Annotated in this window: 14 protein-coding genes; 13 read left to right on the forward strand and 1 reads right to left on the reverse strand. The window is 69.7% G+C overall.

Annotation, left to right across the window (positions count from 1 at the left end; genetic code table 11):
• Positions 1–10: 10 nt before the first annotated feature.
• The 13 genes from nrdR (at position 11) to AC1RAD_RS15165 (ending at position 14,891) form a co-directional block, all read left to right on the forward strand.
• A complete protein-coding gene (gene nrdR / locus AC1RAD_RS15105; RefSeq protein WP_007836918.1) occupies positions 11–454 on the forward strand; it encodes a transcriptional regulator NrdR in 444 nt (147 codons plus the stop codon).
• A gap of 28 nt (positions 455–482) precedes the next feature.
• Positions 483–1,613: a bifunctional diaminohydroxyphosphoribosylaminopyrimidine deaminase/5-amino-6-(5-phosphoribosylamino)uracil reductase RibD gene (ribD, locus tag AC1RAD_RS15110; RefSeq protein ID WP_492735651.1), complete on the forward strand. Its 1,131-nt coding sequence runs from the start codon at positions 483–485 to the stop codon at positions 1,611–1,613.
• A gap of 86 nt (positions 1,614–1,699) precedes the next feature.
• Complete coding sequence (locus AC1RAD_RS15115) at positions 1,700–2,371, forward strand: riboflavin synthase (protein ID WP_492735653.1); 672 nt, start codon at positions 1,700–1,702, stop codon at positions 2,369–2,371.
• Positions 2,368–3,522 (forward strand): bifunctional 3,4-dihydroxy-2-butanone-4-phosphate synthase/GTP cyclohydrolase II, encoded by a 1,155-nt coding sequence (ribBA, locus tag AC1RAD_RS15120; protein WP_489057039.1) that lies wholly within the window; start codon positions 2,368–2,370, stop codon positions 3,520–3,522. The genes AC1RAD_RS15115 and ribBA overlap by 4 nt, the downstream gene beginning before the upstream one ends.
• Before the next feature lie 6 nt (positions 3,523–3,528).
• Positions 3,529–3,990, forward strand: a complete 462-nt coding sequence (gene ribH / locus AC1RAD_RS15125; RefSeq protein WP_070060391.1) for a 6,7-dimethyl-8-ribityllumazine synthase — start codon at positions 3,529–3,531, stop codon at positions 3,988–3,990.
• Positions 3,987–4,517, forward strand: a complete 531-nt coding sequence (nusB, locus tag AC1RAD_RS15130; RefSeq protein WP_062481565.1) for a transcription antitermination factor NusB — start codon at positions 3,987–3,989, stop codon at positions 4,515–4,517. Before ribH ends, nusB begins: the two co-directional genes overlap by 4 nt.
• Entirely contained in the window at positions 4,514–5,701 is a 1,188-nt protein-coding gene (locus AC1RAD_RS15135; RefSeq protein ID WP_492735655.1) for a pyridoxal phosphate-dependent aminotransferase, read from the forward strand. Before nusB ends, AC1RAD_RS15135 begins: the two co-directional genes overlap by 4 nt.
• 61 nt (positions 5,702–5,762) lie before the next feature.
• Entirely contained in the window at positions 5,763–6,221 is a 459-nt protein-coding gene (ybgC, locus tag AC1RAD_RS15140; protein ID WP_062481580.1) for a tol-pal system-associated acyl-CoA thioesterase, read from the forward strand.
• Entirely contained in the window at positions 6,218–6,940 is a 723-nt protein-coding gene (tolQ, locus tag AC1RAD_RS15145; protein WP_070060387.1) for a protein TolQ, read from the forward strand. The genes ybgC and tolQ overlap by 4 nt, the downstream gene beginning before the upstream one ends.
• Before the next feature lie 36 nt (positions 6,941–6,976).
• The gene (locus AC1RAD_RS15150) at positions 6,977–7,414 is read left to right on the forward strand and encodes an ExbD/TolR family protein (RefSeq protein ID WP_070060386.1); all 438 of its coding nucleotides are present in this window, start codon (positions 6,977–6,979) and stop codon (positions 7,412–7,414) included.
• A 3-nt stretch (positions 7,415–7,417) separates the two neighbouring features.
• Positions 7,418–8,344: a cell envelope integrity protein TolA gene (gene tolA / locus AC1RAD_RS15155; RefSeq protein ID WP_159277190.1), complete on the forward strand. Its 927-nt coding sequence runs from the start codon at positions 7,418–7,420 to the stop codon at positions 8,342–8,344.
• A gap of 92 nt (positions 8,345–8,436) precedes the next feature.
• Positions 8,437–9,675: a SprT-like domain-containing protein gene (locus AC1RAD_RS15160; protein WP_492735657.1), complete on the forward strand. Its 1,239-nt coding sequence runs from the start codon at positions 8,437–8,439 to the stop codon at positions 9,673–9,675.
• A complete protein-coding gene (locus AC1RAD_RS15165; RefSeq protein WP_492735658.1) occupies positions 9,672–14,891 on the forward strand; it encodes an AAA domain-containing protein in 5,220 nt (1,739 codons plus the stop codon). Before AC1RAD_RS15160 ends, AC1RAD_RS15165 begins: the two co-directional genes overlap by 4 nt.
• Here AC1RAD_RS15165 and AC1RAD_RS15170 read toward each other — a convergent pair.
• Entirely contained in the window at positions 14,875–15,246 is a 372-nt protein-coding gene (locus tag AC1RAD_RS15170; protein ID WP_492735660.1) for a YgiW/YdeI family stress tolerance OB fold protein, read from the reverse strand. The genes AC1RAD_RS15165 and AC1RAD_RS15170 overlap by 17 nt on opposite strands.
• Positions 15,247–15,315 lie beyond the last annotated feature (69 nt).

Raw genomic sequence — 15,315 nt, forward strand, 5'->3', positions numbered from 1 at the left:
CACTGGCCGCATGAAATGCCCTTTTTGCGGTCATCTCGAAACGCAGGTCGTCGAGACCCGCGTTTCGGAAGACGCCGACTTCGTCCGCAGGCGCCGCCAGTGCAGCGCCTGCGACAAGCGCTTCACCACGTATGAGCGCCCCGACGTCAACTTCCCCGTCGTGGTCAAGAAGGACGGCAGCCGCGCCGACTTCGACTCGACCAAGGTCCGCGCCTCGATGATGCTGGCGCTGCGCAAGCGGCCCGTGAGCATCGAGCAGATCGACAACGCCCTGCTGCGCATCGAACAGAAGCTCCTGGCCAGCGGCCTGCGCGAAATCGATTCGACGAAGGTCGGCGAGCTCGTGATGCGCGAACTCAAGAAACTCGACAAGGTCGCCTACGTGCGCTTTGCCTCGGTGTACCGCAGCTTCGAGGACGTGGACGAGTTCCGCCAGTTGCTGCGCGACATCTGACCCCCGAGAAGGCGTGAACGAACCCGGCATGTCCTCTTCCCGACACGACGCCTCCCACATCGCGACCGCTCTGCGGCTCGCCGCCTCCGCGATCCGCCTGACCGACCCGAACCCGCGCGTCGGCTGCGTGCTGTGCGACACCGACGGCCGCGTGATCGGCCAGGGCCACACGCAACAAGCCGGCGGTCCGCATGCCGAGGTGATGGCGCTGCGCGATGCGCAGGCCCAGGGCCATTCGACTGCGGGCGCGACCGCCTACGTCACGCTCGAACCCTGCTCGCACCACGGCCGCACCGGCCCCTGCTGCGACGCGCTCATCGCCGCCGGCGTGCGCCGTGTCGTGGCCTCGCTCGCCGACCCGAACCCGCTCGTGGCAGGACAGGGCTTCGAGCGCCTGCGCGCGGCGGGCGTCGAGGTCGAAGTCGGACCGGGCGCCGACGAATCCCGCGAGCTCAACATCGGCTTCTTCAGCCGCATGATCCGCCAGCAGCCTTGGGTTCGAATGAAGATCGCCGCCTCGATCGACGGCCGCACCGGCCTGCACAACGGCGTGAGCCAGTGGATCACCGGCGAGGCCGCGCGCGCCGACGGCCACGCCTGGCGGGCCCGCACCGGCGCGGTGCTGACCGGCGTCGGCACGCTGCTCGAAGACAACCCGCGCCTGGACGTGCGCCTGGTCGACACGCCGCGCCAGCCCCATCTCGTGGTGGTCGACAGCCACCTCCAGACCTCGCCCGACGCTCACATTTTCATAGCTGGCCGCGCCGTCTGGATCTACGCTGCCAGCCGGCACAACGAAGAAAAGGCGGCCGCACTCGAAGCCCGCGGCGCCACCATCACCTGCCTGCCCAACCTGCACGGCAAGGTCGACCTGCCCGCGATGCTCCAGGACCTCGCGGCACGCGGCGTCAACGAGCTGCACGTCGAATCGGGCCACAAGCTCAACGGCTCGCTGCTGCGCGAAGGCTGCGTGGACGAACTGCTGGTGTACCTGGCGCCCAAGCTGATCGGCAGCGGGCTCGACATCGCCAGCCACCTGCATGCCGAGGGCCCGCTCACCTCGCTGGCGGGCGCGCTGCCGCTCGAATTCAAGTCGGTGGACATGCTGGGGCCCGACCTGCGCATCGTCGCGCGCGTCGCCGGCCGCGACCGCTTCTGAGTCGCCGCCCACGCGGCGCGGCACATTCGCAGCCGCAAACCGGCCCTTCGGGCCGAAGACCCCTCGATGTCTGCGAAAATGTGGAAATGTTCACCGGAATCATCACCGGCGTGGGGCGCATCGCCGCCATCCACGACCTCGGCACCTCCTCCTCCTACGGCAAGCGACTCAGCATCGAGGTGCCCGACGGCTACCTCGACGACGTCGGGCTCGGCGACAGCATCGCGCTCAACGGCGCCTGCATGACGGTCACCACGCTCGCACCTGAACGCGGGCAATTCACCATCGACATTTCCGCGGAGTCCCTCGACAAGACGGCCGGCCTGACCGACGAAGGCAGCCGCATCAACCTCGAGAAGGCCCTGCGCGCGAGCGACCGCCTCGGCGGCCACATCGTCTCGGGCCACGTGGACGGCATCGGCCATGTGAGCTTCTTCGCGCCGGTCGGCGAAAGCTGGGAGCTGCGCGTGGTCGCACCGCCCGCGCTGGCGCGCTTCCTGGCCTACAAGGGCTCGATCACCATCAACGGCGTGAGCCTCACGGTCAACAGCGTGAGCGACATCGCCGGTGGCGCCGAAGTCAGCATCAACCTGATCCCGCACACCGTGGAAAACACCTCCCTCGGCGGCCTGAAGGCCGGCTCGAAGGTCAACCTCGAAATCGACACCGTGGCGCGCTACGTGGAGCGCATGCTTCAAGCCGGCATGCTCACCCCCTCTCTGACGTCTTCCACGTCTCCCAAGGACACTTCGAAATGAACGCCTCCGTCACGCCGATCGGCGCCCCGCGCGCCGACCGTGCACCCGCACCGATCTCCCCGGTCGAAGACATCGTGGCCGAGCTGGCCGCCGGCCGCATGGTCATCCTCGTGGACGAGGAAGACCGCGAGAACGAAGGCGACATCGTCATCGCCGCCGACCACATCACCGCCGAATCCATCAACTTCATGGCCCGCCACGCGCGCGGCCTGATCTGCCTCACGCTCTCGCGCGAGATGTGCGAGCGGCTGCAGCTGCCGCCGATGGTCCAGCGCAACGGCGCCAAGCACTCCACCGCCTTCACCGTCTCCATCGAGGCAGCCGAAGGCGTGACCACCGGCATCTCGGCCGCCGACCGCGCCCGCACCGTGCAGGCCGCCGTGGCGCGCAACGCCGTGGCCGCCGACCTGGTGCAGCCCGGCCACATCTTCCCGCTGCAGGCGGTGGACGGCGGCGTGCTCATGCGCGCCGGCCACACCGAAGCCGGCTGCGACCTGGCCGCCATGGCCGGCTGCTCGCCCGCCTCGGTGATCTGCGAAGTGATGAACGAAGACGGCACGATGGCCCGCCTGCCCGATCTGCAGATCTTCGCGGCCGAGCACGGCATCAAGATTGGCACCATCGCCGCGCTCATCGAGCACCGCAGCCGCGTCGAATCGCTGGTCGAAAAGGTCGGCTGCCGCGAGATCCAGACCAACTGGGGCACCTTCACCGCCCACGCCTTCGTCGACAAGCCCAGCCGCGGCGTGCACCTGGCACTGGTGCGCGGCCAGTGGGCGCCTGAAGACACGGTGTCGGTGCGCGTGCACGAGCCGCTGTCGGTGCTCGACGCGCTCGAAGTCAACCGCCCGATGCACTCCTGGAGCCTGGACGCCAGCCTCTCGCACATCGCGAACGAAGGCAAGGGCGTGGCCGTGCTGCTGAACTGCGGCGAAACCGCGGCCGAGCTGCTCGCGCAGTTCGACGGCACCGCGCGCCCCGCGCAAGCGCCCGAGCGCGGCCGCATGGACCTGCGCAACTACGGCATCGGCGCGCAGATCCTGCGCGAATGCGGCGTGCACAAGATGAACCTGCTCGGCGCGCCGCGTCGCATGCCGAGCATGGCCGCCGGCTTCGGCCTCGAGATCGCCGGTTACCTCACGAAAGACTGAACGACCATGCAAGGTTCCAACAAGGGCGAGATCACGCTCAACGGCAAAGGCCTGCGCATCGGCATCGTGCAGGCGCGCTTCAACGCCGACATCACCGACGCACTGGCCACGGCCTGCCTGTCGGAGCTCGAGGCGCTCGGCGTGGCCGCGTCCGACATCCATCACGTGCAGGTGCCCGGTGCGCTCGAAGTGCCCGTGGCACTGCAGGCGCTCGCCGAGCGCGGCGGCTACCACGCGCTCGTGGCGCTGGGCTGCATCATCCGCGGCGAGACCTACCACTTCGAACTGGTGGCCAACGAATCGGGCGCGAGCGTGAGCCGCGTCGCGCTCGACTACCGCCTGCCCATCGCCAACGCGATCCTCACGACCGAAAACCTCGAACAGGCCGTCGCCCGCCAGACCGACAAGGGCCGCGACGCAGCCCAGGTGGCGGTCGAGATGGCACAACTGCTGGCCACCCTTTCATGACCGAAGACACCTCCAAGTCCGCCAAGCCCCGCCAGTCGCGCACCGGCCTCACCAGCACGGGCGCACGCAAGGCCGCGGCCAAGTCGAACCGCAGCCGCGCGCGCGAGTTCGCGCTGCAGGCGCTCTACCAGCACCTGGTGGGCCGCAACGACCCGACCGACATCGACCACTTCACGCGCGACCTCGCGGGCTTCCACAAGGCCGACGCGGCGCACTACGACGCGCTGCTGCACGGCTCGATCAACGGCGCCGAACAGCTCGACGCGCTGATCCTGCCGCTGCTGGACCGCAAGTTCGCCGAAATCTCGCCCATCGAGCACGCCGTGATGTGGATCGGCGTGTACGAGTTCCAGAACTGCCCCGACGTGCCGTGGCGCGTGGTGCTCAACGAGTGCATCGAGCTTGCCAAGGAATTCGGCGGCACCGACGGCCACAAGTACGTGAACGCCGTGCTCAACGGGCTGGCGCCGCAGCTGCGTCCGCTCGAAGTGGAAGCCGACCGGGCCACCGGCAAGGCGCGCCCATGAGGATCTCGACGCGCGCGCAGCGCATCGAACCGTTCTATGTGATGGAGGTCGCGAAAGCGGCTGGGGTGCTGGCCCGCGAAGTGGCCCACACCGACCGTCCGATGATCTTCCTGAACATCGGCGAGCCCGACTTCACCGCCCCGCCCCTGGTGCAGGAAGCGGCCGCCCGCGCCGTGCGCGCCGGCGCCACGCAGTACACGCAGGCCACCGGCCTGGACCACCTGCGCGAACGCATCAGCGGTTGGTACAAGCAGCGCTTCAACGTCGACGTGCCGGCGCGCCGCATCGTCGTCACGGCCGGTGCCTCGGCCGCGCTGCAGCTGGCCTGCCTCGCGCTGATCGAATCGGGCGACGAGATCCTGATGCCCGACCCAAGCTACCCCTGCAACCGCCACTTCGTGAGCGCAGCAGACGGCAAGGCCGTGCTGGTGCCGACCACGGCCGAGGAGCGCTTCCAGCTCACCGCCGCCAAGGTCGAGGCCGCCTGGACCGACAAGACTCGCGGCGTGCTGCTGGCCTCGCCCTCGAACCCGACCGGCACCTCGATCGCGCCCGACGAGCTGCGCCGCATCCACGAGGTGGTGTCGCAGCGCGGCGGCATCACGCTGATCGACGAGATCTACCTGGGCCTGTCGTACGACGATGCATTCGGGCAGACGGCACTGGCCATCGACGACAACGTCATCAGCATCAACAGCTTCAGCAAGTACTTCAACATGACCGGCTGGCGCCTCGGCTGGCTGGTGGTTCCCGAAGTGCTGGTGCCGGTGGTCGAGCGCCTGGCGCAGAACCTCTTCATCTGCGCGAGCACGGTGTCGCAGTACGCCGCGCTGGCCTGCTTCGAGGCCGAGAGCATCGCCGAGTACGAACGCCGTCGCGCCGAGTTCAAGGCGCGCCGCGACTGGTTCATTCCGCAACTGAACGCGCTGGGCCTGAACGTGCCCGTGGTGCCCGACGGCGCCTTCTACGCCTGCGCCGACTGCACGAGCGTGGCCGACAAGCTCGGCATCTCGGGCAGCTGGGACTTCGCCTTCGAGACCATGAAGCGCGCCCACCTGGCCGTGACGCCGGGCCGCGATTTCGGCACGGCCGAAACCGCGAAGTTCGTGCGCTTTTCCACCGCCAGCTCGATGGCGCACCTGCAGGAATCGGTCGAGCGCCTGCGGGCCATGATCGCCCAATGAGCGTAGCGCCGGGCCGCCCCAAGCAAGCTCGCGCCGCAGTGCGAAGCACGGAGGCATGCAAGTGACTTTCGAGTTTCCGATCCGCGTCTACTGGGAAGACACCGATGCGGGTGGCATCGTGTTCTACGCCAACTACCTGAAGTTCATGGAGCGCGGTCGCACCGAGTGGCTGCGCTCCCTGGGCGTCGAGCAGCGCAAGCTCAAGGAAGCCACCGGCGGCCAGTTCGTGGTGAGCGAAACGCAGCTCAAATACCATCGGCCTTCGCGGCTGGACGACGAACTGCTGGTTACAGCCGAGCTGCGGCAACTGGGCACCGCGTCGTTGATAATCGGTCAGCGCGTGCTATCAAAAACAGAGCAAGAACGCACCGGGGCCGCGGCACCGGTCTTGCTGTGCGAAGGCACGATCCGCATTGGCTGGGTGGACGCCGCCACCTTGCGCCCTGCGCGCATTCCGGCCCAAGTTTCGGGAACCCTCGAGCACTCCAGCGGCTCCATGACTCAACCTTTCAAGCCATGAACCAAGATCTCTCCATCATCAATCTCCTGCTCCACGCCAGCTTCGTGGTGCAACTGGTCGTGCTGCTGCTGGTGATCGTGTCGGTCGCCAGCTGGGCCGCCATCATCCGCAAGTACTTCGCCCTCAAGCGCATCCGCGTGCTCAACGACGATTTCGAGCGCGAGTTCTGGTCGGGCACCAGCCTGAACGAACTGTTCGCCTCGGCGGCACAGAACGCCAAGTTCGCCGGCCCCATGGAGCGCATCTTTGCCTCCGGCATGCGCGAGTACCAGAAGCTGCGCGAGCGCCACGTGACCGACGCGGCCACGCTGCTCGACGGCGCCCGCCGCGCGATGCGCGCGAGCTTCCAGCGCGAACTCGATGCGGCCGAGCAGAACCTGTCGTTCCTGGCCACCGTCGGTTCGGTGTCACCGTACGTGGGCCTCTTCGGCACGGTCTGGGGGATCATGCATGCCTTCACCGGCCTGGCCGCCCTCACGCAGGTGACGCTGGCCACCGTGGCGCCCGGCATTGCCGAAGCGCTGGTGGCCACGGCCATCGGCCTGTTCGCCGCCATTCCCGCGGTGGTCGGCTACAACCGCTTCGCGCGCGAGATCGACAAGATCGCCATCGCCCTGGAGACCTACATCGAAGAGTTCTCCAACATCCTGCAGCGCAACCTCTCGGCCAACCCCGGCGCCGTGACGCCCGCCGCCTCGGTCACCGCCGCGAACCGCTGAAGAGCGGCGCGCACAAGAGACAAAGGACGCGACGACATGCCCGCCGTTTCATCCCGGGGCCGCGGCCGCCGCACGATCAACGAGATCAACATGGTCCCGTTCATCGACGTGATGCTGGTGCTGCTGATCATCTTCATGGTCACGGCCCCGCTCATCACGCCGAGCGTGATCAACCTGCCGACGGTCGATCGGGCCAACAAGCAGCCCGACAAGCCCATCGAGATCGTCATCAAGAGCGACGACGAAGTGCAGATCAAGAAAGACCCGTCCACCGGCACCGGCGGCGCGTCGATCCCCATGACGCAGATCGGCTCGGCGGCCAAGGCCGCGCAAGGCGGCGACGCCCAGCGCCCCGTGGTCATCAGCGCCGACAAGTCGGTGAAGTACGAAACCGTCGTGAAGGCGATGAACCAGCTCAAGCGCAGCGGCATCGAGCGCGTGGGGCTGTCGGTCACGACCACGGGCGGCAAATAAGGCATGTCGCTCGCCCTGGATCGCCCCGAGTTCGCGCCGCCGCCGCAACGCGGCACGCCCCGCGCGGTTGCGCTCGCCCTCATTGCCCATGCGCTGCTGATCGCCGCCCTCACCTGGGGCGTGCGCTGGCGCAGCGAAGCCGACGACGGCGCGGTCGATGCCGAGCTGTGGTCGACCACGGTGATGCAGGCCGCCCCACGCCTGTCGGTGCCGGAGCCACCGGCCCCCGTGCCCGCACCGCCACCGCCTGCACCCGCACCGCCTCCGCCGCCTCCCCCGGCCGTCAAGCCGCCCGAGCCGGCGCCCGCCCCTGCGCCCGACATCGCACTGGAGCGCGAGAAGAAGCTCAAGGAACAGAAGGCGCAGAAGGAGCGCGAGCTCGAGCAGCAGCGCGTGCAGCAGCAAAAGAAGAAGGAGCTCGAGGCCAAGGAGCGCGCCGAGGACGAAGCCGAGCGCAAGAAAGAGCAGCAGAAGAAGCTGGCCGAGCAGAAGAAGCAGCAGGAAGCCGAGGCCAAGCAGGCCGAAGCGAAGAAGGCGGAAGCGGCCGCCAAGCAGGCCGCCGCCGACCGCGCCGCGACGCTCAAGCGCATGCAGGGCCTGGCAGGCGCCAGCGGCAGCGACGATGCCAAGGGCAACGCCCAGCGCTCGTCCGGCCCGTCCAGCGGCTATGCCGGCCGCATTGCCGCCGCCGTGCGCCCGAACATCACCTTCCCCGATGCCGACAGCGTGAACGGCAACCCCGAGGCCGAGTTCGAAGTGCGGCTGGCACCGGACGGCACCATCGTCGGCGTCAAGCTCGCCAAGTCCAGCGGCCTGCCCGCCTGGGACGAAGCCGCCGAACGCGGCCTGCGCAAGACCGACAAGCTGCCGCGCGACACAGACGGACGCATCTTCCCGTCGCTGATCGTCACGCTCAAGCCGAAGCGCTGACAGTTGCGGTCACCCACATCGTGGGTGATTGCAAGCGACACCACCCGCTCGTTTAGGATCGTCGGCAACTCATTGTTGCTGGCGCTCCTGACATGGTCGACTCTTTCCCTGCCGTTCGCCTCCAAGACCTGACGCCGCTGCCCTACCAGCAGGCACTGGCCGCCCACCTCCAGGCGAACGAACCCGAGGCTTGGCGCTGGGCCGCTTCGGCCGAAGCGCGCGAAGAACACACGGCCGCCATGCGTGCCGAATTGCTGCGCAGCGCCTACCGCCTCGACGCCGACGCGCACCCCGACCTGCATGCCGACGCCACCCTGGCTGCGCAGCGCCTGGGCGTCACCGCGCGCATCACGCTCTACCAGGCCCCGTCCGGCGACGGCGCGGCCATGAACGCCGCGATCTACGTCGTGCCGGGCGAGGCGCACATCGTGCTCTCGGGCCCGCTGCTCGAAAAGCTGCAGTCGCCCGAGCGCCAGGCCGTGCTCGGCCACGAGCTGGCGCACTACCTGCTGTGGGAGCGCGACGGCGGCAAGCACCACGTCGTCGACCGCCTGCTGCACGCCACGGCAGCCGACCCGCGCGCCGATGCGAGCCACCTGCAGGCCGCGCGGCGCCATGCGCTGTACACCGAGGCCTTTGCCGACCGCGGCGGCTGCGTGGCCTGCGGCGCGCTCGAGCCCGCCGTGAGCGCGCTCATCAAGATCGAGACCGGCCTCACGCAGGTCAACGTGGCGAGCTACCTCGCGCAGGCCGAAGAAATCTGCTCCGACCCCAACAACAAGGCGCTGCAGACGCGCGGCGTGAGCCACCCCGAGGTGTTCGTGCGCGCCCGCGCGCTGCGCCTGTGGGCCGGCCGCGAGCACGACGCCGACGAATGGCTGGCCGCCGCGCTCGAAGGTCCGCTCGACCTGGGCACGCTCGACATGCTCGGCCAGCAGCGCGTGAGCGCCCTCACGCGCGGCACCCTGGCGCAGCTGCTGCAGCGGCCCGTGTTGCAGTCGGAGTCGCTGCTGGCGCATGCGCGCCGCTTCTTCCCCGACTTCACGCCGCCCACCTCGACGATGCCGCCGCCCGAGCCCGCGCCCGCCGGCCTGCACGACTACCTGGCCAGCGTGCTGGTCGACTTCGTCGCCGCCGATCCCGAGATGGACGACGTCACCCTCGCCGCCGCGCTGGGCCTGGCCGATGCGCTCGGCTGCGACACGCCCTTCGAACAGCGCGTGCTGAAAGACCTGGGTCTTTCCAAGCGCAACTTCACCCGCGTCAAGCGCGACGCCGCCGCCTTGCTCGACAAGGCCGCCACCTCTTCTTCGCAGGCCGCCGCCGCATGACCCTCGCTCCCGCCCCGCTCCTGCAACTCCTCGCCACCGCCGAGGCCCACGGCGGCCTGCAGACCGACGACGTGCTCAAGCTCATGCTGCCGCTGCTGCGCGAGGTCTCGGCCCTGCACGAACTCGGCCACGTCGCCGCACTCGGCAACGCCTTCGCCTACCGCGTGACCGACGCGCCCGCCGAACCCGCGCTGGCACTCGTCCAGCCCGAAGGCACCGCGCCTCGCCGCCACCCCGAGGCCATCGCGCCGCTCGAACAACCCGCCGCCTCCGTGCTGCGCGTGGTCGGCGAAACGCGCCTGACCGTCGATGCCGACGCCGGCGTCGCGCTCGAGAACCTCGCGGTGATGCCCGACGCCGGCCCCGACACCGTGCCCACGCGCCCCGTCTACCTGCCCGGCTACACCGCGTGGGAGCTGCGCCTGGGCCACCACGACGCGCTCGGCGACATCCTGTGCCTGGGCCAGGTGCTGGCCAGCCTGTCGTGCGGGCTCGACTTCACCGACGGCGACGACCTGACCCGCTTTGCCACGCACCGCGGCAACCTGTTCGAGCTGAACCGCCGGCTGCACCCGGTGGTGGCCGCCGTGATCTTCGAGATGACCGCGCTCGACCGCCATGAGCGCGCACGCGACCTGCCCTCGGTCATCCGCCGCCTCGAGACCTACCGCGACCAGCCCGTGGACCTCGGCCTGGACCGCATCGCGCCCGCCCGCGACGGCGCAGGCCAGCGCCGCCAGGCGATCCAGCTGCACCTGCGCGACCGGCTGTTCGACCTGTCGCGGCGCAACCGCCTGCTGTATTTCAAGCCGACGCAGGCCCATGTGAACCTCACCGTCGCCAGCGTGCCGCTGGTGGTCGACCTCAACAGCATCCGCACCGACCAGCTGTGCGTGTGGGACGGCCGCTTTGCCGCCGACATCGCCAGTTGCGACCCCGTGCCGCTAGCGCGCTGGCTGCGCTTCGAAGACCAGCCCTACCTGCCAGGCGCGCTCGACCGCATCCTGCAGGAGGCGCGGCGCGACCGGGCCGAGTACGGCTTCTCGCAGCTGTCGCTGGTGATCGCCTTCCTGCGCTGGCACAACCTCAAGGAGGGCGAGGCCGAACGCGCCGAGCGCATCGCCTCGCCGCTGCTGATGCTGCCGGTGGAGCTCACGCGCAAGAAAGGCGTGCGCGACCAGTACCTGCTCGAAGCCTCGGCCAGCGAGGCCCAGGTGAACCCCACGCTGCGCCATCACCTGCGCCAGCTCTACGGCATCGCGCTGCCCGAGACGGTGGACCTGCGCGAGACCTCGCTCGAGCAATTCCATGCGCAGCTGTCGGCGCAGATCGCGCAGAGCGAACCCGGCGTGCAACTGCGCCTCGTGAAGCAGCCCGAGATCGCCGTGATGCACCAGCGCGCGCGCCAGCGGCTCGAGCAGTTCAAGCGCCGCACCCGCGTACGCTCGCCCTCGGCGGTGCCGGTGGCCTCGCAAGACTTCAGCTACGCGCAGGACGACTTCCGCCCGCGCGGGCTGCAGCTGTTCCATGCGCGCGTGCGCCCCGTGCCGCTGCCGGTGCGCGAGGCCATCGGCGGCGCACCACAGCCGCGCGCGCCGCAGATGGCGGCCACGGCGGTCGACGACACCGAGCGCAAGACCTTCGCGCTGCGCGAGAGCAGCGGCAACCCCTACCAGTGGGACATCGACCTCACGGCCGTGACGCTGGGCAACTTCAACCACCGCAAGATGTCGCTGGTGCGCGACTACTCGGGGCTGGCCGAATCCGACCTGGCGAGCGAGGCCTTCGACCGCGTGTTCTCGCTGCAGCCGCGCCGCGTCGACGGCGAGACGCCGCCCGCGCTGCCGCTGGCCGACCAGTGGCCCGTGGTGCAGGCCGACGCCACGCAGACCGCCGCGGTGGCGCTGGCGCGCACCGGCACCAGCTACATCATCCAGGGCCCGCCGGGCACGGGGAAGTCGCAGACCATCACCAACCTGATCGCCGACTACGTGGGCCGCGGCCAGCGCGTGCTGTTCGTGTGTGAGAAACGCGCCGCCATCGACGTGGTGTTCCACCGCCTGCGCCAGCAGGGGCTGGACGAGCTGTGCTGCATGATCCACGACTCCCAGGGCGACAAGAAGGCCTTCGTGCAGAACCTGCGCAAGACCTACGAGCTGTGGCTCGAGGCGCCCGGCACGCTGGCGCAGGAAAGCACCGAGCGCACCCAGGTGCTCGACGCCATGGACCTCGACCTGCGCGCGCTCGAGCGCTTCGACGCCGCCATGCACGACGTGCCCGAACACATCGCCGTGACACTGCGCGAGCTGCTGTCGCGGCTGGTGGCGCTCAAGGCCGGCGACCCGTCGCTCACGCCGCTGCAGGCCGAGGCGCTGCCCGCCTTCGCGGCTTGGCGCCGGCATGCGGAGCTGGTGTCGCGCCTGCACCTGGCCGTGACCGAAAGCCTGGGCGCGCCCAGCTTCGCGCAGCATGTGTTCGCACAGCTCGCGCCCTCGCTGCTGGCGCAGGAGAAACCGCTGGCACGGCTGGTCGAACGCAGCGAACGCGCCATCGACCTGAGCGCGCCCTGCCGCGATGCGCTGGTCGATGCCTGGCCGCCGCTGGCCGAGGCCGGCGTGCTGTGGCGCGATGCGCTGGCCGTGGTGGCCGATGCGCGCAGCGTCGCCGCGCTGGCCGCGCGCGGCCAGCTGGCGCTGCTCGACGCGGCGCACCCGAGCAGCCTCGCGCTCGGCAACGCCCTCAACGAAAGACGCACGCTGCAGCAGGCGCTCGACGCGCAGCTGCAGCGCACCGCCCACTGGCGCGACAAGCTCTCGCCCGGCGACACTGAAGCCGCGCTCGCGCAGGCCCGCGCGCAGCAGGGCTCGCTGCTGCGCTGGCTGCAGCCCTCGTGGTGGCGCCTGTCGGGCGAACTCAAGCGCCGCTACGACTTCGCCGCCCATGCCGTGCGACCGCAGCCCAGCCAGATCCTCGAAGACCTGCGCGCCGAACAGGCCGCGCGCACCGCGCTCGACCAGCAGGCGGCGCGCCTCGAGGCCGACTACGGCTGCACCGACGCCGAGGCCTTCGCGCAGCAGCTGCAGGCGATGCGCGGCATCGACGCCGGCGCCGGCCTGCGCGCGGCGTTCCAGGCCCACCTGCGCACCGACGCGGGCCGCCGCAGCGTCGAACAGCTCGTCGCCGCCGCGCCGCGCGTCGACACGCTCGACGCCCTCTGGCACGACCTGCTGCACGACGCCGGCGCGCAACCGCTGGACGCGCTCGACGCCCTGGCCCGCACGCTGCGCGACCAGGCCGATGCGCTGCCGTCGGTGCTCCAGCCGCTGCAGGAACTGGCCGATGCCGACCCGGCCGTGGCCGCCGCGCTGCGCACCCTGCCGCTGCCGCCTGAGGCCATCGAGTACGCCGTCGCGCGCGAAGGGCTGGAGCGCGTGTACCGCACCGAGCGCTGGCTGCCGCGCTTCGACGGCGCCACGCTCGCGCGCCATGCGCAGCGCCTGGGCGAAGGCGAACGCAAGCTGCTCGAACGCAACGCGCGCACGCTCGCCGCCGCGGTGCGCCAGCGCTTCCGCGACCATGTGCAAAAGAGCGCCCTGCCCGCCAGCCAGCTCGACGCCGACGGCAAGGTCTTCAAGAAGAGCTACAACGCGGGCCGCCGCGAGCTCGAGCACGAGTTCGGCAAGACCATGCGCTACAAGGCGATCCGCGAACTCGCCAGCGGCGACACCGGCCGCGTGGTGCGCGACATGAAGCCGATCTGGCTCATGAGCCCGCTGTCGGTATCCGACACGCTGCCGCTCGCGGCCGACCTGTTCGACGTGGTGATCTTCGACGAGGCCAGCCAGATTCCAGTGGAAGAAGCCGTGCCCGCGCTGTACCGCGCGCCGCAGATCATCGTGGTGGGCGACGAGATGCAGCTTCCGCCCACGAGCTTCTTCTCGTCGGGCCGCGACGCCGAGGAAGACACCGTATCGGTCGCAGGCGACGATGCAGAAAGCGGCGAGGAAGGCGAACGCATCGCCGTCGTGCTCGACGCCGACAGCCTGCTGAACCAGGGCGCGCGCAACCTGCCGGCCACGCTGCTGGCCTGGCACTACCGCAGCCGCTACGAATCGCTCATCGGCTTTTCGAACGCGGCCTTCTACGCGGGCAACCTGTACACCATTCCCGACCGCAGCCTGCCCGCGCCCGAACGCGGCGAGATCGTGGTGCAGTCGCGCAGCCCGACCGACGAGTCCGTGAAGGCGCAGGTCGACGCCCTGCTCTCGCGCGCCATCAGCTTCCACCGCGTGGCCGACGCCGTGTACGAGAACCGCATCAACGACGGCGAGGCGCGCCACATCGCGCAGCTGGTGCGCGAGCTGCTGCGGCGCGAGACCGGGCGCAGCCTGGGCATCGTGGCGTTCTCCGAGGCGCAGCAGGGCGAGATCGAGGAAGAGCTGAACGCGCTCGGCGCGGTCGATGCCGACTTCGCGGCGCGGCTGGAGGCCGAGTACGTGCGCGAGGAAGACGACCAGTTCTGCGGCCTCTTCATCAAGAACCTGGAGAACGTGCAGGGCGACGAGCGCGACATCATCATCCTGAGCATCTGCTACGGCCCCAACCCCGAGGGCCGCATGCTGATGAACTTCGGTCCCATCAACCAGCGCGGCGGCGAGAAGCGGCTGAACGTGATCTTCAGCCGTGCCAAGCACCACATGGCAGTGGTCTCGACCATCCGCCACGAGGCGATCACCAACGACCACAACGAAGGCGCGGCGGCACTCAAGAACTTCCTGCGCTATGCCGAATGCCTGTCACGCGGCGACGAGGACACGGCGCGGCGCGTGCTCGAAGGCATGAACCCGCTGGCGCGCGGCCACGTGGCGCGGCATGCGCGCACGGACGAGGTCACGGCGCAGATCGCGCAGGCGCTGCGCGCGCGCGGCCATGCGGTGGACGAACAGGTGGGGCAGTCGCGTTTTCGCTGCGACCTCGCGGTGCGCGCATCGGGCCAGGGCCACTATGCGCTGGGACTCCTCGTGGACGGTGCGGCGCAAGAAGGCACGCGCCACAACGTGCTGGAACGCTACGTCTCGCGTCCGCGCATCCTCGACGCTTTCGGCTGGCAGGTGATGCAGGTGCTGGCCAAGGACTGGCTGCACGCCCCCGAGGCCGTGCTCGACCAGGTCGAGCAGGCGCTCGGGAAAAAGGCGGGGGTCAGCGCAGAACGATGATGACGCGCTTGACGTCGAGTTCGGTCTTGCCGGTGAGCCGGTCCTTGTCGAACTCGCCGCTGAGCTCGACGCGCACCTTGTCGTCGATCTTCACGCCCGGCGGGAAGTACTTGGCGTCGATCTCGACCTTCAGGCGCCCCGTGTCGTCGGCAAAGGTGTAGTGCTCGCCGCCGTCGTGCGAGACGATGAAGCCGCGCACCGTGGCGTGCTGGTCGTCCTGGCCGGTCTCGATCAGCTGCTTGACCGTCAGGTTCGGCACCGAGCTCGGGCCGGCGTACTGGGCCCAGGCCGCGGCCATGGGCAGCGCCACGCCGAACGTCAACGCGGTGGTCTTGAGGATCTTCTTGAAATGCATGCGGTCATTCCTCCTGTGAGTGGCCCAAGGCCAGGTTGCAACAGACTGATGGACCGCGCGCAGGCCCCG

The sequence above is a fragment of the Variovorax sp. GW823-FHT04B03 genome (genome assembly GCF_058796495.1).